Source organism: Agarivorans gilvus, assembly GCF_001420915.1.
Lineage (GTDB): Bacteria > Pseudomonadota > Gammaproteobacteria > Enterobacterales > Celerinatantimonadaceae > Agarivorans > Agarivorans gilvus.
The window spans coordinates 3787153-3808986 of sequence record NZ_CP013021.1 but is presented as its reverse complement, the minus strand read 5'-3'; the positions used below and the strand labels follow the sequence as shown (position 1 = coordinate 3808986).

23 protein-coding genes are annotated in these 21834 nt (G+C 48.6%); 9 read left to right on the top strand and 14 right to left on the bottom strand.

The window, feature by feature from the left end; translation table 11 throughout:
• Positions 1 to 26 precede the first annotated feature (26 nt).
• Positions 27 to 707 (top strand): pyrimidine 5'-nucleotidase, encoded by a 681-nt coding sequence (yjjG, locus tag AR383_RS18105; protein ID WP_055734401.1) that lies wholly within the window; start codon positions 27 to 29, stop codon positions 705 to 707.
• Here the strand turns inward: yjjG and AR383_RS18100 are convergent.
• The 9 genes from AR383_RS18100 to urtA all read right to left on the bottom strand — a co-directional run bounded on the left by AR383_RS18100 (position 678) and on the right by urtA (position 7626).
• The gene (locus AR383_RS18100) at positions 678 to 914 is read right to left on the bottom strand and encodes an alternative ribosome-rescue factor A (protein ID WP_055734400.1); all 237 of its coding nucleotides are present in this window, start codon (positions 912 to 914) and stop codon (positions 678 to 680) included. The genes yjjG and AR383_RS18100 overlap by 30 nt on opposite strands.
• A 164-nt stretch (positions 915 to 1078) precedes the next feature.
• Positions 1079 to 1435: an FmdB family zinc ribbon protein gene (locus AR383_RS18095; protein ID WP_055734399.1), complete on the bottom strand. Its 357-nt coding sequence runs from the start codon at positions 1433 to 1435 to the stop codon at positions 1079 to 1081.
• Between the two features lie 12 nt (positions 1436 to 1447).
• Positions 1448 to 2134, bottom strand: coding sequence for an acetamidase/formamidase family protein (locus AR383_RS22365; protein WP_250636636.1), 687 nt, complete (start codon positions 2132 to 2134; stop codon positions 1448 to 1450).
• Positions 2128 to 2682, bottom strand: coding sequence for an acetamidase/formamidase family protein (locus tag AR383_RS22360; protein WP_250636635.1), 555 nt, complete (start codon positions 2680 to 2682; stop codon positions 2128 to 2130). The genes AR383_RS22365 and AR383_RS22360 overlap by 7 nt, the downstream gene beginning before the upstream one ends.
• A 31-nt stretch (positions 2683 to 2713) precedes the next feature.
• Complete coding sequence (urtE, locus tag AR383_RS18085) at positions 2714 to 3403, bottom strand: urea ABC transporter ATP-binding subunit UrtE (protein WP_055734398.1); 690 nt, start codon at positions 3401 to 3403, stop codon at positions 2714 to 2716.
• Positions 3404 to 3413: 10 nt separating this feature from the next.
• Positions 3414 to 4178, bottom strand: a complete 765-nt coding sequence (gene urtD / locus AR383_RS18080; RefSeq protein ID WP_055734397.1) for an urea ABC transporter ATP-binding protein UrtD — start codon at positions 4176 to 4178, stop codon at positions 3414 to 3416.
• A complete protein-coding gene (gene urtC / locus AR383_RS18075; RefSeq protein ID WP_055734396.1) occupies positions 4165 to 5364 on the bottom strand; it encodes an urea ABC transporter permease subunit UrtC in 1200 nt (399 codons plus the stop codon). Before urtC ends, urtD begins: the two co-directional genes overlap by 14 nt.
• Before the next feature lie 12 nt (positions 5365 to 5376).
• Positions 5377 to 6303 (bottom strand): urea ABC transporter permease subunit UrtB, encoded by a 927-nt coding sequence (gene urtB / locus AR383_RS18070; RefSeq protein ID WP_055734395.1) that lies wholly within the window; start codon positions 6301 to 6303, stop codon positions 5377 to 5379.
• Positions 6304 to 6363: 60 nt separating this feature from the next.
• A complete protein-coding gene (gene urtA, locus AR383_RS18065) occupies positions 6364 to 7626 on the bottom strand; it encodes an urea ABC transporter substrate-binding protein (RefSeq protein WP_055734394.1) in 1263 nt (420 codons plus the stop codon).
• Positions 7627 to 7883: 257 nt separating this feature from the next.
• Here urtA and AR383_RS22245 point away from each other — a divergent pair, with 257 nt between their 5' ends.
• The 7 genes from AR383_RS22245 (at position 7884) to AR383_RS18035 (ending at position 14948) form a co-directional block, all read left to right on the top strand.
• Positions 7884 to 8576 carry a purine-cytosine permease family protein gene (locus tag AR383_RS22245; RefSeq protein WP_232304765.1) on the top strand — a complete coding sequence of 231 codons (693 nt, stop codon included), beginning with the start codon at positions 7884 to 7886 and terminating at the stop codon, positions 8574 to 8576.
• Complete coding sequence (locus AR383_RS18060; RefSeq protein ID WP_232304764.1) at positions 8576 to 11251, top strand: hybrid sensor histidine kinase/response regulator; 2676 nt, start codon at positions 8576 to 8578, stop codon at positions 11249 to 11251. The genes AR383_RS22245 and AR383_RS18060 overlap by 1 nt, the downstream gene beginning before the upstream one ends.
• Positions 11248 to 12156 carry a DNA-binding response regulator gene (locus tag AR383_RS18055; RefSeq protein WP_055734393.1) on the top strand — a complete coding sequence of 303 codons (909 nt, stop codon included), beginning with the start codon at positions 11248 to 11250 and terminating at the stop codon, positions 12154 to 12156. The genes AR383_RS18060 and AR383_RS18055 overlap by 4 nt, the downstream gene beginning before the upstream one ends.
• A 198-nt stretch (positions 12157 to 12354) precedes the next feature.
• A complete protein-coding gene (locus AR383_RS18050; RefSeq protein WP_055734392.1) occupies positions 12355 to 12726 on the top strand; it encodes a hypothetical protein in 372 nt (123 codons plus the stop codon).
• 79 nt (positions 12727 to 12805) lie between these two features.
• Positions 12806 to 13048 carry a hypothetical protein gene (locus AR383_RS18045; protein WP_055734391.1) on the top strand — a complete coding sequence of 81 codons (243 nt, stop codon included), beginning with the start codon at positions 12806 to 12808 and terminating at the stop codon, positions 13046 to 13048.
• A gap of 72 nt (positions 13049 to 13120) precedes the next feature.
• Positions 13121 to 13516 carry a DUF2391 family protein gene (locus tag AR383_RS18040; protein WP_055734390.1) on the top strand — a complete coding sequence of 132 codons (396 nt, stop codon included), beginning with the start codon at positions 13121 to 13123 and terminating at the stop codon, positions 13514 to 13516.
• Positions 13517 to 13580: 64 nt separating this feature from the next.
• Positions 13581 to 14948, top strand: a complete 1368-nt coding sequence (locus AR383_RS18035) for an HD-GYP domain-containing protein (protein ID WP_055734389.1) — start codon at positions 13581 to 13583, stop codon at positions 14946 to 14948.
• Positions 14949 to 14966: 18 nt separating this feature from the next.
• On the opposite strand, the gene AR383_RS18030 is transcribed toward AR383_RS18035, so the two are convergent.
• The 5 genes from AR383_RS18030 to xerD form a co-directional block, all read right to left on the bottom strand.
• On the bottom strand, positions 14967 to 16544 hold the full coding sequence (locus AR383_RS18030) for a methyl-accepting chemotaxis protein (protein ID WP_055734388.1): 1578 nt from the start codon (positions 16542 to 16544) through the stop codon (positions 14967 to 14969).
• 240 nt (positions 16545 to 16784) lie between these two features.
• Positions 16785 to 17216, bottom strand: a complete 432-nt coding sequence (gene trxC, locus AR383_RS18025) for a thioredoxin TrxC (RefSeq protein WP_229711143.1) — start codon at positions 17214 to 17216, stop codon at positions 16785 to 16787.
• A gap of 18 nt (positions 17217 to 17234) precedes the next feature.
• Complete coding sequence (gene recJ / locus AR383_RS18020) at positions 17235 to 18956, bottom strand: single-stranded-DNA-specific exonuclease RecJ (RefSeq protein ID WP_083481680.1); 1722 nt, start codon at positions 18954 to 18956, stop codon at positions 17235 to 17237.
• Between the two features lie 81 nt (positions 18957 to 19037).
• On the bottom strand, positions 19038 to 19826 hold the full coding sequence (gene dsbC, locus AR383_RS18015) for a bifunctional protein-disulfide isomerase/oxidoreductase DsbC (protein ID WP_055734386.1): 789 nt from the start codon (positions 19824 to 19826) through the stop codon (positions 19038 to 19040).
• 107 nt (positions 19827 to 19933) lie between these two features.
• Positions 19934 to 20842, bottom strand: coding sequence for a site-specific tyrosine recombinase XerD (xerD, locus tag AR383_RS18010; RefSeq protein ID WP_055734385.1), 909 nt, complete (start codon positions 20840 to 20842; stop codon positions 19934 to 19936).
• A gap of 101 nt (positions 20843 to 20943) precedes the next feature.
• Here xerD and fldB point away from each other — a divergent pair, with 101 nt between their 5' ends.
• A complete protein-coding gene (fldB, locus tag AR383_RS18005; RefSeq protein WP_055734384.1) occupies positions 20944 to 21462 on the top strand; it encodes a flavodoxin FldB in 519 nt (172 codons plus the stop codon).
• The last annotated feature ends 372 nt before the right edge of the window (positions 21463 to 21834 follow it).

Here is a 21834-nt window from a genome sequence, read left to right as displayed (position 1 = left end):
TTTTATTTGTCTTTAAAGGCTGCTGAATGAAGTACCAATGGATATTATTTGACGCCGACGAAACCCTGTTCCATTTCGATGCTTTTGCTGGACTGCAGTTGATGTTTTCGCGCTTTAATCAACAATTTGAACGCCAGCACTACCAAGACTACCAAAACACCAACTTAGCCTTATGGGACGCCTACCAAGCGGGGCAAATTAACGCTCAGCAACTTCAGGAGCAACGCTTTACCCATTGGGCTAACAAATTAGCCGTACCTGCTCAGCATTTGAATCAGGCGTTTTTAGAGGCCATGGCCGACATCTGTAAGTTGCTTCCCGGTGCTAAAGACTTACTCGACAGCCTTAAAGATAAGGTGAAGCTAGGCATTATTACTAATGGCTTCACCGCATTGCAGCAAATACGTCTAGAGCGCACCGGCCTAAGCGGTTACTTTCAAACCTTGGTGATTTCCGAACAAGTGGGTGTGGCGAAACCAGCTAAAGCGATATTTGAACATGCCTTCGAGCAAATGCAACAGCCTAATCGCCAGCAGGTATTAATGGTGGGAGACAACCCTCATTCAGATATTCAAGGTGGGATTAATGCGGGTATCGATACTTGTTGGTTGAACCGCGAACAACAGCCGCTGCCTCAGGGCATTCAACCTAAACATCAGGTGGCGTCGTTACAAGAGTTACAACACTGGCTGCATCAGCCGCACTAAAGATGGCTTAGCTAAGATGTCAAAAGGGGCATCGCCCTTCAGCTGATGCCCCTTTCTGTTATATGAACCTTTACCTTTTTTCGGCCGTTCAACTTTGCTTCTAAATAGTTGACTGGTTACCAAGGCCTTGATGGCGTTGTCGTTGATTTGCCCACGACCGTGCTGGTGAGCAAGCGGTTTAGCCGCAAGCTGTTTCTTTTTACTCATAATCACCTACTGTTGTTTATCACTATGGTTTAAAACCGCGCTGATTATAAATTAAGCAAAACGCTTGTACAGCACTATTTCAGCGCTAGTGATAAAAAACCATTCGCACCGCCAGCATATAAATAAAGGCAGCCTTGGCTGCCTTTATAGTAGATACCATCTGCTTAGTGGCTAATCATCCACGGTCGCATAGATGGAAACATTTTTTCGCCATTAGCAGTATAAAACAGCTTGGAGCCGCCACGTTTATGATGGGTGCAACCACAGCCTTTTTTAACTTTTTCGGCATTTTCAGCGCGAGTCTCCACGGTGGAATGCTGCGGCTCATGCTGGGCCTTCTCGTTACGCTCAATCGCTTGCTTGGTTTCTGCTGCGACATCCAATACCGATGGCGGTAGCACAATCACTCTGGCAGACAAGCTTTGACACTCAGGGCAGGCAGCCGGTTTGGCACTGTCTTTCATCTCGGTGAGTTTATAAAACAAACCGTGTTCGGCACATTTATAATCGTAAACTGGCATGGCTCACCTCGCTTATTTATCTAGATCAGGCGCTAAAGGCATATCAACACTACCGTCGAGGTACTTAGTTGGCCCTTCGGCATTCGGTTTAATATCAAATTCAAAGATGTCGGTAGGCAACCATAAAGTGGCGCAGGAGTTAGGCACATCCACCACCCCGCTCAAGTGACCTTGCACCGGCGCAGTACCCAGTAGCGAGTAGGCCTGCGCACCGCTGTAACCAAACTTCTTCAGATACTCAATAGCATTTAAACAGGCCTGACGATAAGCCACGTTAGCATCGAGGTAATGCTGCTTGCCATTCTCATCTACCGATATACCTTCAAAGATCAAGTAATCGTCGTAACGAGGCGTGATCGGGCTAGGCTTAAAGATAGGGTTTTTAATGGCGTACTTAGCCATACCATCTTTGATCAGTTTCACTCGTAAGTGGATCCAACCGGCCATTTCAATCGCGCCACAGAAGGTAATCTCACCATCGCCTTGGCTAAAGTGTAAATCGCCCACCGACAGACCCGCGTCTTTCACATATACCGGGAAGTAAATCTTAGAGCCACGAGACAAGTCTTTAATGTCGCAGTTACCACCGTGCTCACGAGGCGGCACCGTACGTGCGCCTTCTTCTGCCGCTACTTTAGCTTGCTCGGGCTTCATCCGTCCCATGTGAGCGGTAGGCGCGTAAGGCAAGGCCGCTAACATTGGCACACGCTCGGGTTAGTATCAAATAACTCTTTCTCGCGACGGTTCCACTCTTCCAACATGCTCTTAGAAGGTAAACAGCCGATTAAGCCAGGGTGAATTAAACCAGCAAATTCAACACCAGGAACATGTCTTGATTTAGTGAACATGCCGTTGAAGTCCCAAATCGACTTTTGCGCTTCGGGGAAGTGCTCGTCTAAAAAGCCGCCGCCATTTTGTTTAGAGAAGAAGCCGTTAAAGCCCCACTGCGACTCTTCAAAAGTACCAATATCTAGAATATCGACTTCCAATAAATCGCCTGGCTCAGCGCCTTCTACCCCAACCGGGCCTGACAAAAAGTGCACCTGAGTTAAATCCACATCGCGCACATCCGAAGCATCATCGTTGTTTTTGATCTGCCCACCGGTCCAGTCGATACACTCCAAAATAAAGTCGTCACCGGGCTTAACCATTGCCGCCATCGGAATGTCGGGATGCCAGCGGTTGTGTAGATTTTCGTTTTCGTAGGCTGATTTGCTTAAGTCCACTTTAATAATTGTTTCTGCCATGGTTCTTCTCCTTGAATATAACTAACCACTTTTATACTGATAAATAAGCTGCCACTTGTTGTTCATCAACTTCGTCGCGCAGCACGTCATGCACTATTTTTCCCTTTTCAATTACGAGAATTCGATCTGCAACATCAAGGGCAAAACTCAGAACTTGCTCGGAAACCACTATCGACAAACCACGCTGGTCGCGAATTTGTTTCAGGGTTTTTGCCATATCTTTAATGATTGAAGGTTGAATACCTTCGGTGGGTTCATCCAGCAGCAATACACTGGGGTTGCTGGCTAGCGCACGAGCGATGGCCAGCTGCTGCTGTTGCCCACCAGATAAGTTGCCACCGCGACGATGACGCATTTCCCACAGCACCGGGAAAATACTGTACAAGTCGTCGGGTACCTTGCTTTGGCCAATGCTGGTTAAGCCGGTTTCAATGTTCTCCTGCACCGTCATGGTGGAAAAAATCATTCGCCCTTGCGGGACAAAACCTAAACCCGAAGCCACCCGCTGATAACTTTTTTGCTTGTTTAAACTCTTGCCAGCAAGCTCCACATTGCCGCTGCGACTGGGGATCATGCCGATCAGAGACTTCATCAAAGTGGTTTTGCCCATGCCGTTGCGCCCCAAAATGGCGACAATTTCATTTGGCTTTAGCGAAAAGTTCAGCTCTGATATCACTTCACTTTGCCCGTAGGCCACGCTGTAATCGCTTAGTTGTAACATCACCTTCTCCTTAGTGACCTAGGTACACTTCAATGACCTTGGGATCATTCTTCACCCGCTGCATCGAGCCTTCCGATAAGACCTTGCCCTGATGCAACACCGTGACTCGGTCGGCGATGTCTTCCACAAACTGCATGTCGTGCTCAATCACCAATACTGAGCGCTGCTGCGTAATGCTTTGCAACAGGGCGGCGGTTTGCTTGCGTTCGGCCACTGACATGCCCGCTACTGGCTCATCCAACATCAGCAATTCAGGGTCTTGGATCAGCAGCATGCCAATCTCCAACCACTGCTTTTGCCCATGACTGAGTAAGTCGGCTTGGTCATGTAGCTTGTCGCTAAGAAATACCATCTCGGCAATTTCCATGATTTTGTCTTGCACCGCTTGATCACGCTTGAAGGTTAAAGCGCCCCAAACATTGCGCCCTCGCGGATAAGAAATTTCTAAGTTTTCAAACACCGTGAGATCTTCATAAATTGAGGGGTTTTGGAACTTTCGCCCCACCCCTGCATGTACAATCTGATGTTCCTTTAACTTGGTGAGTTCTTTTTGCTTAAATTTGATTGAGCCTTGAGTCGCCTTGGTACGGCCACAAATCAAATCCAGCACCGTGGTTTTACCGGCTCCGTTGGGGCCAATAATTACTCGAATTTCTTTCTCCTCGACGTACAGCGACAAATCATCCACCGCCTTAAAACCATCGAACGAAACGGTTAAGCCCTCTACGCTCAATACAAAATCTTTGCGGGCTGTTGTTTGCTTAGGCTGTTGCATTACCGCGCTCCTCTACTGATGGTGATGTAGGCTTGCTGCTATCGGCTGCTTGCTCAGCGGCTACCGACTTAACAGCAGGACTGGGTTTACGCTTAAAGCGGCGTTTAATACGCGGTTCAATATGCTCTTGATAAAGGCCCGCCAAGCCATCGGGAAAGGCCATCACTACGCCAATGAACAAAGCGCCCATGGCAAATAACCACAACTCGGGGAAGGACTCGGAGAAACTGGTTTTAGCCAGATTCACCAACAAGGTGCCATACACCGCACCCAACAAGGACAAGCGTCCACCTACGGCACAGAAAATCACCATTTCAATCGAAGGCACAATGCCAACAAAAGACGGCGACATGAAACCCACTTGCAGAGTGAACATCGCCCCGCCAATCGCGGCAAAGGCAGCGCCAATACAGAAGATGAAGATTTTAAAGCTAGCTACGTTGTAACCGGAGAAACGAACGCGGTCTTCTTTTTCCCGCATTGCCACCAATAGTCGACCTAACTTACAGCGTTTGATGTACAAGGCCACCATCAGGCAAGCAAACAACAAGGCAGCATTGATGAAATACAGCAGATATTGGGAAAACTCCGAACGAATATCCCACCCCAGAAAGGTGCGTAAATCGGTGATCCCATTCACCCCGCCGGTATAGCCCTGCTGACCAATAATCAAAATGGTCAAAATGGCGGCTATCGCCTGCGTGATAATGGCAAAGTACACCCCGCCCACTCGGCGAGTAAACATGGCCACCGCAATGATGAAGGCAAACAATACCGGCACCGCAATCACTGCGATCAAAGTGAAACCTAAACTATGGAAGGGCTGCCAAAACCAAGGCAACTCGGTTAGCTGGTTCCAGTCCATAAAGTCGGGAATGCCAGGGGTGGATTGGATCGCGGTAGATTCAGGGTCGGAAGCTTCCAATTTAAGGAACATCGCCATGCAATAGCCACCTAGGCCAAAAAATACCCCTTGGCCCAGGCTCAAGATCCCGCCACAGCCCCAACACAACACCAAACCAATCGCGACAAAAGCATAGGTTAGGTATTTACCCACTAGGTTTAAGCGAAAAATATCTAAGGCCAGCGGCAGCACAATAAACAGTAGCGCAGCCAGTAGCAGGTATTTCCACCAGCCTACTGAGTTGCTGTCCTGCGGAGCATCTGAATTAGTTTGAAATAACATTCTGCTTTCTCCCTAACGACGAACTTTGAGCGAAAATAAACCTTGAGGACGCAGCATCAATATTCCAACAACGGTTAATAAGGTAAGTACTTTGGCCATCGAACCACTGAGGAAAAACTCCATGGTTGATTGCGCTTGTGAGATGGTGAAGGCCGAGGCAACGGTGCCCAGTAAGCTGGATGCGCCACCAAATACCACCACTAAGAAGGTATCAACAATGTATAACTGACCCGCCGTTGGCCCAGTTGAGCCCACCATGGTGAAAGCCGAACCCGCCACCCCGGCAATGCCGCAACCCAGGGCAAAGGTGTAACGGTCGACCCGCTCAGTATTAATCCCCACTGCACCGGCCATGGCACGGTTTTGCACCACCGCTCGGGTTTGCTTACCAAGACGAGACTTTTGCATCGTGAGGTACACGCCAAAGGTGATAATGATGGTTAAGCCCATCACAAAGATGCCGTTAATCGGCACTTCAATAATGTCGGTAATGGCGTAAGAGCCCATTAACCAATCGGGTAGGCTCACTCCCACTTCACGCGCGCCAAATACGGTGCGATAAAGCTGCTGCAAGATAAGGCTTAAGCCCCAAGTGGCCAGCAAGGTGTCGAGTGGTCGTTTGTATAAATGACGAATCATTAACCATTCCACCAAAGCACCTAAGGCGGCGGTTACCACAAAGGCCAATAACATGGCGACAAAGAAATAGCCGTCAAATAGGCTAGGTAAATGGCTACTAAAAAACTGTGAGGTGAGATAAGTGATATAGGCACCTAGGATCATGAATTCACCATGCGCCATGTTAATCACACCCATCTGACCGAAGATGATGGCAAGCCCTAGGGCCATAAGAACAAATACAGAAAACAAAATAAGACCGGCAAATCCCTGCATAGCGAAAATGGCGGTTAGCTCAGCGCTGGTATAATCGGCAAACATTGGCTGCCCCTCCTTGATGTCAGCGAAAAGATTGGGTGCCGTGGGGCACCCATCCGTTGTTTACTGATAACCCTCAGGGAAAGGATTGGGTTCGATTAACTCGTCAGTTTCATAGACAATTTCGTACTGACCATCAGCCTTAGCGTGTCCAATACGAGTCTTCGACCATAGGTGATGATTTTCGTGAACCTTCACATAACCTTCTGGAGCGGTGGTCAGCTCTAGATTAGGAGATGCGGCGCGCACCTTGTCGATATCAAACGAGCCCGCTTTTTCTACCGCAGCCTTCCATAACCATGGGCCTAAGTAAGCAGCCTGAGTTACGTCACCAATCACAATGTCGTCACCCCAACGCTCTTTAAAGGCGGCCACAAACTCTTGGTTGTTAGTATTGGTTAAGCTTTGGAAGTATTTCATCGCAGCGTAAGCACCTTGAATGTTCTCACCGCCAATACCTAGGATTTCATCTTCGGTAACCGAAATGGTTAGCACTAATGGTTTTTCCTTGGTCATATCAATACCGGCCGCTTTAAGCTGCTTGTAGAAGGCCACGTTCGAGCCGCCCACCACAATCGCGTAAATCACGTCAGGTTTTTTCAACTTAATCTTGTTAATCACCGAGTTAAATTGAGTGTGACCCAGTGGGTAGTACTCTTCGCCCACTACTTTCAAGCCCAATTTCTCGATGTGCTTACGAGCGATTTTGTTAGAGGTACGTGGCCAGATGTAATCTGAACCAAGTAAGAAGAAGCTCTTAGCGCCTTTGGTTTTAGTCACCCAATCAATACCGGCAATAATCTGCTGAGTGGCTTCTTGGCCGGTGTAAATCACGTTAGGTGATTGCTCCAATCCTTCGTAAAAGGTGGGGTAATAAAGCATGCCATTGTATTGCTCAAATACCGGTAATACCGCTTTACGAGAAGCCGAGGTCCAACAACCAAATACCGCGGCGGCCTTGTCTTTTACCAATAACTTTTTCGATTTTTCAGCGAAAGTAGGCCAGTCACTGGCACCATCTTCTTGAATGTATTCAATCTTACGACCGAGTACCCCGCCCATGGCATTGATTTGCTCAATCGCCAGCTTCTCCGCTTGCACCGAACCAGTTTCACTGATCGCCATGGTGCCGGTAACCGAGTGTAAAATACCGACTTTTACCGTATCGTCGGTGACCGCCAAACCAGTGGTATTGACCTCTGCAGTACTGGGGCTGGCAGCAAAGCTGAGCTGAGAAACCAGCATCGCGGCGGGTAAGGCCATCATTCCCTTGAGCACACGGCGACGCAGCAGATTGCTCACGCCTGAAGTTTTAAGTTTTTGCATAGTGGTATCCCTACTTGAGTGAAAGACGATGTGTCCGTACTTGGTGATAACCATCATGCAAAACCCCAAGAGCAATAAGAATTCGCCAATTGCTCTAGCCCACTACGTCATTTAACGCATAGCCATGACTTAACCCTTTGTTTAAGGTCAAGAGCTTAATAGAGATGGTATATCTTTCACCGCCAAAGGATTGGCTCAAATAATGCTTTTACTAACAATGGCATCATTAAATTATTGATATAAAAGGCATTTAAAAGATGAATGATCAGCATATTCTAAAAGCGAGGAGGAACTACAATCGCTGGGTGGCCAACCAAACCCTAGAGGACTATGCACTACGTTTTACCGCCAAAAGCGCCCGTCAATGGTCTAGCTCGCGGGTCGCTAACACTGCTCTAGGGGCAATCTCTTTTCTCGCCTTAGAAGCCATCGGCGGTGCGTTGATGCTTAAATTTGGCTTTAGCAATGCTCTGGCCGCTATCTTGGTGGTATCGGCGATTATTTTTATTTGTGCCGCGCCGATTTCCTACTACGCCGCCCGCTATGGCGTAGACATAGACCTACTCACCCGTGGTGCGGGTTTCGGCTACATCGGCTCCACCATCACCTCATTAATTTATGCCTCGTTCACCTTTATTTTCTTTGCCATTGAAGCAGCCATTATGGCCTCGGCCTTAGAGCTGTTGTTTGCCATCCCTTTAAGCATTGGTTATTTGATTAGCGCCGTGGTGGTGATCCCACTGGTGACTCACGGGATCACCTTTATCAGCCGTTTTCAGCTTTGGAGCCAGCCAATTTGGGTGGTGTTACAACTGCTGCCCTTTGTTTTCATCCTATGGCATGAGTCCACCAGCATAGATGATTGGACCCATTTTCAAGGCAAGCAACAGCAAAGTGCTGGTTTTGACCTGCACCTATTTGGCGCAGCGGCGGGGTACTATTCTCCCTAATGGCCCAAATTGGCGAACAGGTAGACTTTCTGCGTTTCATGCCGGAAAAGAATCAGCAAAACCGGGTTCGTTGGTGGGCCGCCTTGCTGGCCGCCGGCCCAGGCTGGATAGTTGTAGGCGCGCTAAAAATATTGGCAGGCTCATTCTTAGTGGTCTTGGGTTTAAATGCCGGCGTGGCCGCTGGGGTGGCAGGCGATCCCATCCAAATGTATCAAGTGGCGTTTTCTTATGTGACCCAATCACCACTGATTGCCCTATGCCTAGCGGGGATCTTTGTGATTGTCTGCCAGTTAAAAATTAACGTCACCAACGCTTATGCGGGCTCAATCGCTTGGTCTAACTTCTTCTCTCGTCTCACCCATAGCCATCCCGGCCGTGTAGTTTGGTTGGTATTTAACGTGATTATTGCGCTGTTAATCATGGAGCTAGGGATCTACTCGGCGATTGAGAATATTCTAGGGATCTATTCCAACGTGGCGGTCGCCTGGGTGGGAGCTTTGGTGGCCGATTTACTGATTAACAAACCCTTGGGTTATAGCCCCAAGTACATCGAGTTTAAACGTGCCCACCTGTTTGATATTAACCCGGTGGGCGTAGGTGCCATGGTGATAGCTTCCAGCGCCGGCATTCTATGTTATACCGGCCAACTCGGCGAAACGGCCCAAGCCCTGTCGCCCTTCATCGGTTTGGCTAGCGCATTTGTTTGCTCGCCGCTGATCGCCATCATTACTCAAGGCCGTTATTATCTGGCGCGCGATAGCGAGTTATCGCTAGCCCAACATGGTGAGTGCCGAGTCTGTCAAAACTATTTCGAGGTTGAAGACTTAGCCTCTTGTCCCGCCTACGGGGGAGCTATTTGTTCACTGTGTTGCACCTTAGATGCTCGTTGCCACGACCAATGTAAACCGCACGCCAACTTTGGCCAGCAGCTCAATCAATTTGTACGGCTGATTCTGCCTAGCTCTATCTCCTCAATGATGAATGCCAGACTGCTGCAATTTAGCGGACTAATGATGATTATTGCCGGTCTCATCTCGGGCTTGTTCTATTTGGTCTATCTGGGGGTCCCCGAGGTAGAAACCGAATCACGCGAGCTGATATCCACCACCCTTAGCCATGTATTCTTTTTGCTGATGATTATTGTTGGGGTCCTGGTATGGCTATTTGTACTGGCCAACGACAGCCGCCAATTGGCACTTACCGAGTCACTGCGCCAAACCGAACTACTTAGCCAAGAGATCTCGGCTCACGAAATCACCGACCGCGCCTTACAGCAAGCCAAAGAAACCGCCGAACTGGCCAATCAGGCTAAGAGCCGCTACCTCACCGGCATTAGCCACGAACTACGAACACCGTTAAATTCGGTATTGGGTTATGCTCAACTGCTAGAAAACGCGCCGAATTTGTTGCCTGCCCATGCCGCCAAAATTTCATTAATTAAACGCAGTGGTGAACACCTTGCCGACATCATTGAAGGACTGCTCGACATATCGCGTATTGAAGCAGGCAAGTTAGAAATTCAACGTGACAAGGTGGCCATTAAAGTATTACTGGATGATTTAGTCGAAATGTTTAGCCTGCAAGCCAGAGAAAAAGACATTCGCTTCGACTACCAACCCAGCCCTTATTTGCCTAACTGCGTTTATGCCGACGAGACTCACCTGCGGCAAATTCTAATTAACTTGTTATCGAATGCGGTGAAGTTTACCCAGCAAGGTGGCGTGTCTTTAAGCGTACGCTACCGCAGCCAAGTGGCCGAATTTACCATACAAGACAGTGGCCCCGGCATTGATGAAAGCGATCAGCTACGAATATTTAAACCCTTTGAACGGGTGCGTAAACTGGATGCTCCACAACTGCCGGGCACTGGCCTTGGCCTGACTATTACCCAACTACTCACCGACATCATGGGTGGCAATATCAGCCTAAGCAGTACACCGGGTAAGGGCAGCTGCTTTAAATTAAGTTTAATGTTATCCAGTATTGAAGAAGAAGGCCCCAGCCAAACACCGCAAACTAAAATCAGCTCCTTAGACGGTCCCAGCAAAACGCTAATGGTGGTAGATGATGACCCTAATCACCGTAACTTAGTAAGCGAACTGCTTTCCCCCTTGGGTTTTGTGGTTTTAGAGGCTAGCGATGCCATTAATTGCCTCAGTAGTCTGCAATTAGCCAACATCGATATATTCTTGTTAGATATTTCCATGCCGGAAATGAACGGCTGGCAACTACTGGAAGCTCTACGGGCTAAAGGGATTAAAGCGCCGGTGATCATGGTATCGGCCGACGCCGATGAAGCGCCCTTATTGCAAGGCTCACCTCATCCACTACATAACGACTATTTGGCCAAACCGATCCGCGACAATGCTTTGCTGGATAAAATAGCCAAGGCCTTAAAACTTAACTGGAATTATCATGCCTCGCCGAAGTGGTCACCTAGGCTAATCGACCCTATTCAGGCCAGCAAGGTCAGCCTTTGCCAAGAACAACGCAAACAATTTAGAGAGCTATGGGAAATGGCCCAATTAGGCTTTGTACAAGGAATAGACAAAATTATAAATAATTTAGAGTGTGACCCAAGCCTATTGGCGCATACTTCGACACTACGAAAAGACTTAGAACAATATCAGTTTTCAAAAATTAAAGATTATTGTGAGAAGGTATTAGCAGCATGAATGCGCTTGATTCAAAAGGAATAGTATTAGTCGTAGACGACTCAGCAGAATCGGTGGGCATGTTAAATACCGCCCTGATTGAGCAGGGTTATACGGTACTCATCGCCATGGACGGGCAACAGGCCTTAAACATTACCGAGCGGATCACTCCAGACTTAGTACTGATGGATGCGCTGATGCCCAATATGGATGGCTTCGAGGCCTGCCAATTACTCAAAGACAATGACGAACTCAGTGATTTGCCGATCATCTTTATGACTGGCCTAAGCGACAGCGAGTCGGTGATTAAGGGCCTAGAGTCGGGCGGCGTTGACTACCTCAATAAACCCATCAAACTAGACGAACTGTTCGCCCGGATAAAAGTACACCTTAACAACGCTCGCCTCACCCGCAGCGTGCGTGGTGCTTTAGACGAAATAGGCCAAGCCACCCTTACCTTTACCAGCAGCGGCGGCATTGCTTGGATGAGCAGCAAAAGCAAACAATTGCTCAGCGCCATTCATATTGATGACGCCGAGGTCAGCGCCAAATTCACCCAGCAAATTCAACGCTGGCTGAATAACGCGCCCAGCAAACACAGCAGTTTAGCGCTGCAGCACTTCGCCAAACCCTTCCAACTAAAATACCTTGGGCAGTCCTCACCGGGAGAGCACCTACTGCGCTTGGTTGATAACGATGAACAGAGTATTAGGGAGTCTTTGCGCCAGCGTTTTAGCTTGACCGAGCGAGAATCCGAAGTGGTATTTTGGCTGGCTCGAGGTAAGACCAACCGAGAAATCGCCCAAATTTTGAGCATGAGCCCAAGAACCGTGAACAAGCACTTAGAAGCGATTTTTCAAAAGCTGGAAGTAGACAACCGCACCAGCGCCACTGCACTATGTTTGGAGTATCTGAATGATCATTAAGCAGCGCTAGTAAACAGCGCCCTAACCATAAGAAAGCCCATTATCTCATCCTTCGCCTGCCAATACTTGCCAGCTTAAGAGGCTTAAGCTTGTTTATTAAGGTCTGAACTTGTTAGCATGACCTTCCTTTTAGTTAAACCACCCTGCCACAATAAAAAGTGGTCGATTCGCTGCTTACAGCACTACAGGACGGCACTGATGAAAGATCCTCGCGTCATCGACAAACGTATTCCCTTGGTATTGGCTCTGTTGGTTGGTCTGTTTTGCTACTACACTTGGGCCCCCAATAGTCCTTTTCGTAAGCAAAGCGAACTCGCCTTGGAGCAGGCAATAGAACAACAATTCAGCGGCTGGGTAAGCGGCGAGGTACAGTTATTAAGCGAAGCGGCCAACGGCCTAGCGCTGGCACAAACTGACGCAGGTGCTGAGCTTAGACTTAAGCTCCCCAAGGCCTTGCAGTGGCAAGCCAATAGCCGTTGGCAAGTGCGCGGGCAGCTCACTTGGCCACAGCAACAAGCCCACTTAAATCTCACAATGGACAATGCCAAGCTGCTCCCGCTAGATAATTAAACCTAAACTGCGCTAGCGCAAAGTCGCTAAGGCTGGCCCAGCCAATAATGCGACTAAGGCAGGCTAGCGGGAAATCACAATGAAAGCATCATGGAAATGGCTGCTCTATACAAGCATGGGCCTCGGTTTATTATTGGTGCTGGGCGGCGTCGCCTTAGCGATGTTTTCCGACATAAGCGTATCGATGGGGGTGCGCGGGGTACAAATTATCGCCGGCATTATTGGCCTAGGCTTGCTGTTATTAGTACCCAGTAAAATCCTTCTTACCCTGTTGCTGATGAAGCAAAAATCCACAGAGCAGCCAGCCAACAGCAAGGGTTAGCGGCTAAAGCTATCTAAAATCAATACCTTCCGCTACAGTAATACTACAGCCCTTCCACCACCAAGGTTGGCAATGCAAGTTAGTTTCAACATGGAAGATGCCAGTCAGGTGTTTGTTGGCGCGTTTGCGCTGGCGGTGCCGATTTCCTTTACCGAAGAAGCCTGGCGTTTAGGCGAAACCCTGGCCCTTAGCAATATTTTCATGTTGCTGGGTTTATCGTTAATCTTTCTCGCCTTATTTAGTTATCAGAGCGTCTTTCAAAGGCAGATTAACCATCGGCTGCCGGTGTTTGTGCTGCGTATCGTTATCGACTACGTCATGGCAGCCATGGTGGTAGCCTTAGTCTTGTTATGTATTGATAAACTGCCCTTACTCAGTGAGCCTATGGTGGCACTTAAACGTATTATCATTATTGCTATGCCCGCCTCTATGGGGGCCATTGTGGTTGACAGCTTCGATAAAGAATAACTCAGGCCTAAGCCGACTCGGCTGAATTACACTCTAAATAAGGCCTAAATAACTAGGTAAAAATATGCAAGCAGCCCATGACATTCAACGTCAATCGCAACTTCAGCTTAGCGAATTGATGGCCTCATTGAGTAAAGCCTTAGACATTACCGAAGGGCAACCGCCGGGGCATTGCATTCGCGTCTGCTGGATAGGCTTTCACATCGGCGAGCGCTGTGGGCTTAGCGCTGAAGAACTGCACGAGCTCTACTACACTCTGCTGCTAAAAGACTTAGGTTGTAGTAGCAACGCGGCACGGATCTGCGAGCTATATGTCACCGATGACTTGAGTTTTAAACACAATTTTAAAACAGTGAACGGCAGCCTTAGCCAAGTGGTTAACTTTGTGGTGCAAAATACTGGCTTGAAGAAAAACCTTGCCGAGCGCTTTAAGGCGATTCTTAATATTATTAAAAATGGTGATGAGATAGCCCAAGACTTAATCCAAACCCGCTGCGATCGTGGCGCCGAAATAGCCAAGCAACTGCGTTTTGGCCCCAGTGTTAGTGAGGCCATTCGCAGCCTAGATGAACACTGGAACGGCGGAGGTCGACCTGCTCAGTTAGCCGGTCAAGCCATCCCCCTATTCGCCCGCATCGCACTGCTGGCGCAGGTGGCCGATGTGTTCCATCAATCATCAGGGCGAGATGCCGCGCTGCGCGAATTAACTACCCGCGCGGGCACATGGTTTGACCCAGAACTAGTGCAACACTTTGTCGATTTAGCCGAGCAGCCCACATTTTGGGCAGGCCTAGAAGCAGAAGATGTGCAACAACAAGTATTGGCCTTTGAGCCTGCTCAGCACTCGGTTAGCCTAGATGATGACTACCTTGATGAAATTGCCGCCGCATTTGGCCAAATTGTTGACTCCAAAAGCCCCTACACCGCAGGCCACAGTGAACGGGTAGCCTTATACACCGACCTAATTGGCCAACAGCTCGGTTTTAGCGATGAGCTACGCCGCTGGTTAAAACGCGGCGCCCTGTTACACGACATCGGCAAACTGGGTGTGAGTAATTCCATTCTCGATAAACCCGGTAAGTTGGATGAAGACGAATGGATAGAAATGCGCATGCACGCGGTATATACCGAGGAAATTCTCTGCGAAATTGCCGCCTTTAAAGAACTGGCTCGAGTATCGGCGGCCCACCATGAACGCCTCGATGGCAAGGGTTACCCAAGAGGCATTAAGGGTGAACAAATCAGCTTAGCCACCCGAGCCATTACAGTGGCCGATATCTTTGATGCAATAACTGCCGACCGTCCCTATCGCGCCCCCATTCCCATTGCTAAGGCCTTAAGTATTATGCAACAGGAGCTGGATAGCGCCATCGACAGGCAGTGCTTTGCCGCCTTAAAGCTGGCGATTAAGCAGCTTGATTTGGCGCTGTAAATTCACTTAAAGCCAAGGTTAGCGAGCAAATAGTTCCACCATAGCTTGCAGTTTTTTAGTTTGCTCCGAAAGCTGTTGGTTAGCTTGGCCACTATGCTGACAGCCCTCTAGGGTGTGCAGCGTCTGCTGGTTAATATTGGCAATGTTTTGGCTGATCTCATTAGATACCGCGGCCTGTTGCTCACTGGCCGCGGCAATTTGCTCAATCTGATCGCGGATCTGATCTACCGTAGCAGTCATTGAATAAATCGCCTCGCCAGCCTGTGCAGCTTGCTCTACGCTACCTTTGGCAGAGCGCTCGCCTTGTTGCATAACTGTAACTGCTTGTTCGGCTTCGCTTTGCAAAGTAGCCACAATACTTTGGATCTCTTCGGTAGAGCTTTGGGTGCGATTAGCCAAGCTTCTTACTTCGTCGGCCACCACCGCAAAGCCGCGTCCTTGCTCGCCGGCGCGAGCCGCTTCAATCGCCGCATTTAAGGCCAGTAAGTTGGTTTGCTCGGCAATTCCTTGAATGACACTGACAAAGGCGCCGATTTGTTCACTCTCTTTGGCCAAGCGTTCAATCACCAGACTAGCCTGAGCGATTTCTTTAGCTAATTGATTAATATGGGTAATGGTCTCAGTCACTTCTTGGTGACCTTGATGAACCTGCTGCTCAGCGTGGTTGGTTTGCTCGGCGGTGCGTTGAATATTTGCCGAAACCTCTTCAACACTGCTGGTCATTTGGGTTATCGCACTGGCCACCTGCTCTGCCTCTAACTGCTGCGAGCTCATATCTTGATAAACATTTTCAGTGGCTTGAGCGGCTTGAGCGGCCACTTCATCGAGGTTGTGAGTGGCGTCACTGACACGCCAAACTAAGGTTTGCTGCAAGTGGGATAACAACAACTTTGCCAGCTCTATCTGCCCGAGCTCATCGGTGCGACCGGTATAAATCCACTGGGCGACAGGGTCGTCTATTAAATTTTTACTTTGGGCGGCCTGCTGGCGTAGCGGCGCGCTTAAATAAAATGCGCTTAAGGGGCTTAGCACTAACACCGCCAATAAGGCCACTATGCCCGTGGCCACAGCTAGACTGGCAGTGACAAAACACCAAGCTAATACCAGCAACATCGGCAAGCCAATGGCTAGGCAATAACGGCTAAACAAACCTAAGCCTTGCTGAATGCGCGATAATGGCGGTTTACCTTGGCTCACCCGCTGATACAAGGCATCGGCGCGCGCCACGTACTCGGCTTTGGGTTTAACCCGCACCGATTGATAACCGGTTATTTTTCCTTGCTCACCAAGGATCGGGGTGACTAGAGCGTCCACCCAGTAGTTGTCGCCATTTTTACAGCGGTTATTTACCACACCTATCCACGGCTGGCCAGCTTGAATGCGGTCCCATAACATCTTAAAGGCCACCGCAGGCATCGCCGGATGGCGCACAATGTTGTGACCATGGGTAACCAGTTCTGACTCGCTATAACCGCTAATCTCGACAAAGTCTTTGTTTGCATAGGTAATCACCCCCCGTAAGTCTGTGGTAGAGACAATATGCTGATCTTCTACCATTTTTCTTTCATTTCCGGTGAGGCTTAAATTCCTAGGCATAAACAATCCTTAATTTTGCAACAACATCCAAGGGGCTTGGTTGAGATTTTTTATAAATTATTGACAACAAATTCATAAACATCCACACACCAACCATTAACAAATGGTCGCAAGGATTATCGATAATTAGCCGAACAACTCAATAGCGAAGGGAATAAAATGCGAGGAAGCTACAAAAAGCATTCAGCCAAGCGCAGACTAAACACTCTTTGTAGTAATGGCCGTGAACAATCTAGCCGATTAAATGAACTGTTGTAGCCATTGCTGCATGGCTTGAGCGGGTAAAGCGCCCGCTTGTTGGCCCAACAACTTACCTTGCTTGAAACACATCAAGGTGGGTATAGAACGGATCTGATAACGCTGAGCCAAAGCTTGTTGTTGCTCGGTATCTACCTTTAAAAACTGCGCCTGATGAGCATACTGCTGGGCCATTTGCGCATAGGCAGGAGCCATGCTTTTACAAGGGCCACACCAATCAGCCCAAAAATCCACCACTACAGGCAGCTCACCGGCCAGGTGTTTGGCAAAACTAGTCTCATCCACCTCTATCGGTTTACCGCTAAACAAAGGCGCTTTACATTTGCCGCATTTCGCCGCTTCACTCATTCGAGAAATGGGTAGACGATTACCCGCTTGGCAGCTAGGACAAATAACAATCATGCTGTCTGACATTGTTGCTTACTCCTGTGTTTACAAGGGCACTAGATGCTCAACCATCAGTTGCACACTGCGCCGCCCTCTAAATTCATTTACATCTAACTTATACACCAATTGCACCTGCTTCAAACTGGCATTCGGCCAAATATCCCGATCCACATTAAAGGCAATCGCATCCAGTTCTTGAGCCATTCCGGGCAGTTTAACACTCATTTTTAGGTGCTTTTGCCCGACCACTCGCTGGCTACACAGCTCAAACTCACCATCAAACAAGGGTTCGGGGAAACCCTGCCCCCAAGGGCCAGCGTCTCGTAGCATTTGGGCAAAATCTAGCGTCATTTGCTCAGCCAGTAATTCACCGTCGCTAAGCAAAGTATGGGTTAAACATTCACTGTCAATAAAGCTGGCTGCGGTATCTTCCAAACAGCGCTTAAACTCATCGAAGCGAGCCTGCGGCAGTGATAAGCCCGCCGCCATGGCATGACCGCCAAACTTACTAATTAAGCCGGGATTTTGGGTATCGATCCGCTCCAGCAGGTCACGCAAATGCACCCCCGTCACCGAGCGCCCCGAGCCCTTCACTTCTCCGTGTTCGCCATCGGCAAAGGCAAATACCGGTCGATAATATTGTTCTTTAATTCGCGAGGCGACTAAGCCCACCACGCCTTGGTGCCAGTCGGCTTGGTATAAACACAGCGCCTTGGGTAAGTGTTCGCTATCAATGCTTAATTGATTAACACTATGCAAGGCTTCTTGCTGCATGCTTTGTTCAATGTCTTTACGCTCGCTATTGAGGCTATCCATTTCGCTGGCTAGCTGACGGGCGTGGTGAATATCGTCGCTGATCAGGCAATGAATGCCCAAGCTCATATCATCTAAGCGCCCTACCGCATTCAAACGCGGGCCAATGGCGAAACCTAAATCGCTGGCCACCATATTCGCCTGCTGCCGCCCCGCCACTTCAATTAAGGCTTGAATACCTGGTCGACAAGCGCCGGCGCGGATCCGCTGTAAGCCCTGATGCACCAAAATACGATTATTACTATCCAGAGGGACTACGTCGGCCACCGTGCCCAAGGCCACTAAGTCCAATAAACTGGCAATATTGGGTTCCAGCAGACCTTGTTTATCGAACAGATTTTGCTGGCGCATCTCGCTACGTAGCGCCACCAGCAAGTAAAAGGCGACTCCCACTCCGGCGAGATTTTTACTGGGAAAAGCACAATCGGATAAATTGGGATTAACAATGGCCGCGGCTTGCGGGAGTTGTTCACCGGGCAGGTGGTGGTCGGTAATTAATACTGGAATGCCTAAGTCTTTGGCTTTGGCCACCCCACTAATACTGGAAATACCGTTATCCACGGTAATAATTAGCTCTGCCCCCTTGGCCGCCGCTAGTTCGACGATCTCCGGACTCAAGCCATAACCATACTCAAAACGATTCGGTACTAAAAAGTCGACTTTACTGAAACCAAATTGCGGTAACCCAGCCATTAACAAGGCGGTACTGGTAGCACCGTCGGCGTCAAAGTCGCCCACAATCAGTACTTGTTTACGTCGCATTAGGCTGTCGATTAACAGCGCTACCGCATCATTCATTCCCTGCAAGCCTTGAAATGGCAACAAGGCTTGCGCTCGGCGCTCAACATCAGCGGCGCTTTTCACTCCCCGACGCGCATAGACTTGCTTTAACAGTTCAGGCCATTCACTGGGTAAGGATTGGGTATCAAGGTTTTCTCGGCGGCGTAATAACACAGTCTGATTTACTCTAATTCATCATATAAAAAAGGCTCCTCTTTCAAACAAAGTAGGAGCCCTATATCGGCAAGCTGGGGCTTAACTACGTTCTAAAAAATCCAGCAAGGCCGCCGGTGGGCGATAGCCCGGCAGCATAGAACCATCTTCCAATACCATGGCTGGAGTACCTCTTACGCCAAAGGCTTCGCCTAGTTGGTATTGCTGCAATACATTGTTTTTACAGCTTACAGGGCTAATCGCTTTGCCATTTTTAGCTTCACCAATGGCTGCGGCTTTATCCTCTGAACACCACACACTCTGCATTTGCCCATAGGCTGGTGAATCGACGCCACCACGAGGAAAGGCCAAGTAGCGCACGGTAATGCCTAAATCGGTGTAACCCGGTAGGGTTTCCAGCTTCTTGGTTTGCGGATTCTTTTCTTGATAGGTGTAGAGCTCGTGATGCAGCTTACGACAGTAACCACAGCTGGTATCGGTAAATACCGTTACCACGTGTTTCTCATCTTTAGCTTTAAATACGATCATATCGTCTTCAAAACTCGCCAACTGCTTAATGCGCAGTTTAGCCATGCTTTGCTCGGTCAGGTTAGTGCGGTTAACCAAATCAAATAAGCTACCTTGAAGCAGGTATTGGCCATCTGGGCTCACATAGAACATGCCCTGACTGGTGGCAATCTCATAAATGCCTGGCAGTGGCGTTTCAGCAACGGAGTCTACTTTAACTCCCAAACGCGCCTCTATCACTTGCTGGGTTTTTAGCGGATCAAGCTTGCCTGTAGCGGATTCACTCGCTTGAGCACTCCACACCGAGCCTAAGCTAAGGCCGAACAGACTCATTGACAACAATAGGGCCTTGGATAACTTCATTAATAATTCTCCGGAAATGGGTACTCAAGCAGACCGTATAAACTCTGCAAAACTTACCGCCTCAGCGGGTTAATTGCAAAATTTTTCATCTAAGGCTGCTCCAGCAACTAGGCTCGCGGATGATGCTGGTGATAAACACTGCGCAAACGCTCGTTAGCCACATGGGTATAAATTTGGGTGGTAGACAGGTCACTATGGCCAAGTAACATTTGTACCACCCGCAAATCGGCACCGTGATTGAGCAAGTGCGTAGCAAAAGCGTGGCGCAGAGTATGTGGCGACAAGTGGCTTTTTACCCCAGCTAACAGCGCATAGTGTTTGATTCGATGCCAAAAGGTTTGCCTTGTCATTTGCTGGCCCCGTAAGCTGGGAAACAAAACATCACTCTCCTGCTTAAGTAACTGGGGACGCGCCAGCTTAAGGTAGCCTTCAAGCACATCTAAGGCTTGCTCGCCTAGCGGCACTAAGCGCTCTTTACCGCCTTTTCCCACTACCCTAACCAAACCTTGGCGCAAGCTTAGCTGCTCAATTTGCAAACTCACCAACTCAGTCACCCGTAGGCCGGTGGCATATAATACCTCTAACATGGCTAAGTCGCGATGTTGGATAGGGTCAGTTAAATCGGGCTGGGCCAACAATGCTTCCACTTCGGCCTCACTCAAGGTGCCTGGTAGCTTCTTCTCTAGCTTGGGCTGCGCCAACAAGGCACAGGGGTCATCTTCACGCAGCCGCTGCTGAATTAAGAAGCGGTAAAAGCGCCGCAACGTAGATAGCTGGCGCGCTGCACTGGCAGGTTTTTGCCCCTGCTGATAGCGCTGACTAATAAAGGCTTGTAGATCTAGGGTTTGCGCCTGCTCTAACTGAATTTGCTGGGCGTTAAAAAATACCAGCAACTGCTGCAAGTCGTTCCGATAAGAGCTTAAGGTATTTTCCGCCAAACCGTGCTCAAACCACAGCTGTTCGATGAAACGGTTGATTAAAGGATGGTCGACTTCACTGGCTTTAGTACTGGGCATTGTTCTCACTGCTTAGGCTTCAAGACACGGGCGTATTGGTGTTAGCTGAGGCTTTTGATACACTGCCGCGCAGCTCTCCCCCTGCATGAAGGATGTTTACTATGCGCATTGGTCTTTTTTATGGCTCATCTACCTGTTATACCGAAATAGCAGCGGAAAAAATTCAAGCTGAATTTGCCGAACAGCAACTTGATATGTTCAATATCAAAGACTGTGATGTGCAACAAATGACTGACTACCCTGTGCTTATTCTCGGTATTTCTACTTGGGATTATGGCGAATTGCAGGAAGATTGGGAAGCAGTATGGGACAACCTTGAAGGGCTCGACTTACAAAACAAGACCATCGCCTTGTTTGGTTTGGGCGACCAAATTGGTTATAGCGAGTGGTTCCTCGATGCCATGGGCATGCTGTTTGAACAACTGGCCCCTTCCGGTGCCAACTTCATCGGCTTTTGGCCCAACCAAGGCTACGAATTTGAAGCCTCTAAAGCCCTCACCGAAGACAGCGAATATTTCTTTGGATTAGCACTAGACGATGAAAACCAATACGACCTTAGCGATCAACGCATTGCTCAATGGTGTGCGCAGTTGAAACAAGAGCTTGCTGCGCTGGCTTGATATCTAGGCTTCAATAGTGACTCAGTACTAAACTCAAGTTCCACCTTGTCCACATTAAAATAAACCGAATACTGAGTAAGTAGCGACTTACTCATGTAAGCCCCTAAGCTCCGACAGTCGAAATTGTCAGATAATTTTACAACTTCGACTGATAGACAAATGTCCTACCATAAAACATGCCAATAAAATATCACTCGTAAATTCCTTAGGGCCGAAAATAATGAATGATAAAAATGTAATTTATCTATTATTTCATTGGTATGGATTCGCATACCTGAACCCTTGCATCGAGCTTTGACAATTGTTTATAGCTGTAACGAAAACACACTGGTGCTGTTCTTGCTTAAAATTCACCAGCGATGAGTCATGCTT

Excerpts from the sequence above, each read along its gene's own strand:
- yjjG (WP_055734401.1), top strand. The coding sequence starts at position 27 with ATGAAGTACCAATGGATATTATTTGACGCCGACGAAACCCTGTTCCAT.
- AR383_RS18100 (WP_055734400.1), bottom strand. The coding sequence starts at position 914 with ATGAGTAAAAAGAAACAGCTTGCGGCTAAACCGCTTGCTCACCAGCAC.
- AR383_RS18095 (WP_055734399.1), bottom strand. The coding sequence starts at position 1,435 with ATGCCAGTTTACGATTATAAATGTGCCGAACACGGTTTGTTTTATAAA.
- AR383_RS22365 (WP_250636636.1), bottom strand. The coding sequence starts at position 2,134 with ATGTTAGCGGCCTTGCCTTACGCGCCTACCGCTCACATGGGACGGATG.
- AR383_RS22360 (WP_250636635.1), bottom strand. The coding sequence starts at position 2,682 with ATGGCAGAAACAATTATTAAAGTGGACTTAAGCAAATCAGCCTACGAA.
- urtE (WP_055734398.1), bottom strand. The coding sequence starts at position 3,403 with ATGTTACAACTAAGCGATTACAGCGTGGCCTACGGGCAAAGTGAAGTG.
- urtD (WP_055734397.1), bottom strand. The coding sequence starts at position 4,178 with ATGCAACAGCCTAAGCAAACAACAGCCCGCAAAGATTTTGTATTGAGC.
- urtC (WP_055734396.1), bottom strand. The coding sequence starts at position 5,364 with ATGTTATTTCAAACTAATTCAGATGCTCCGCAGGACAGCAACTCAGTA.
- urtB (WP_055734395.1), bottom strand. The coding sequence starts at position 6,303 with ATGTTTGCCGATTATACCAGCGCTGAGCTAACCGCCATTTTCGCTATG.
- urtA (WP_055734394.1), bottom strand. The coding sequence starts at position 7,626 with ATGCAAAAACTTAAAACTTCAGGCGTGAGCAATCTGCTGCGTCGCCGT.
- AR383_RS22245 (WP_232304765.1), top strand. The coding sequence starts at position 7,884 with ATGAATGATCAGCATATTCTAAAAGCGAGGAGGAACTACAATCGCTGG.
- AR383_RS18060 (WP_232304764.1), top strand. The coding sequence starts at position 8,576 with ATGGCCCAAATTGGCGAACAGGTAGACTTTCTGCGTTTCATGCCGGAA.
- AR383_RS18055 (WP_055734393.1), top strand. The coding sequence starts at position 11,248 with ATGAATGCGCTTGATTCAAAAGGAATAGTATTAGTCGTAGACGACTCA.
- AR383_RS18050 (WP_055734392.1), top strand. The coding sequence starts at position 12,355 with ATGAAAGATCCTCGCGTCATCGACAAACGTATTCCCTTGGTATTGGCT.
- AR383_RS18045 (WP_055734391.1), top strand. The coding sequence starts at position 12,806 with ATGAAAGCATCATGGAAATGGCTGCTCTATACAAGCATGGGCCTCGGT.
- AR383_RS18040 (WP_055734390.1), top strand. The coding sequence starts at position 13,121 with ATGCAAGTTAGTTTCAACATGGAAGATGCCAGTCAGGTGTTTGTTGGC.
- AR383_RS18035 (WP_055734389.1), top strand. The coding sequence starts at position 13,581 with ATGCAAGCAGCCCATGACATTCAACGTCAATCGCAACTTCAGCTTAGC.
- AR383_RS18030 (WP_055734388.1), bottom strand. The coding sequence starts at position 16,544 with ATGCCTAGGAATTTAAGCCTCACCGGAAATGAAAGAAAAATGGTAGAA.
- trxC (WP_229711143.1), bottom strand. The coding sequence starts at position 17,216 with ATGTCAGACAGCATGATTGTTATTTGTCCTAGCTGCCAAGCGGGTAAT.
- dsbC (WP_055734386.1), bottom strand. The coding sequence starts at position 19,826 with ATGAAGTTATCCAAGGCCCTATTGTTGTCAATGAGTCTGTTCGGCCTT.
- xerD (WP_055734385.1), bottom strand. The coding sequence starts at position 20,842 with ATGCCCAGTACTAAAGCCAGTGAAGTCGACCATCCTTTAATCAACCGT.
- fldB (WP_055734384.1), top strand. The coding sequence starts at position 20,944 with ATGCGCATTGGTCTTTTTTATGGCTCATCTACCTGTTATACCGAAATA.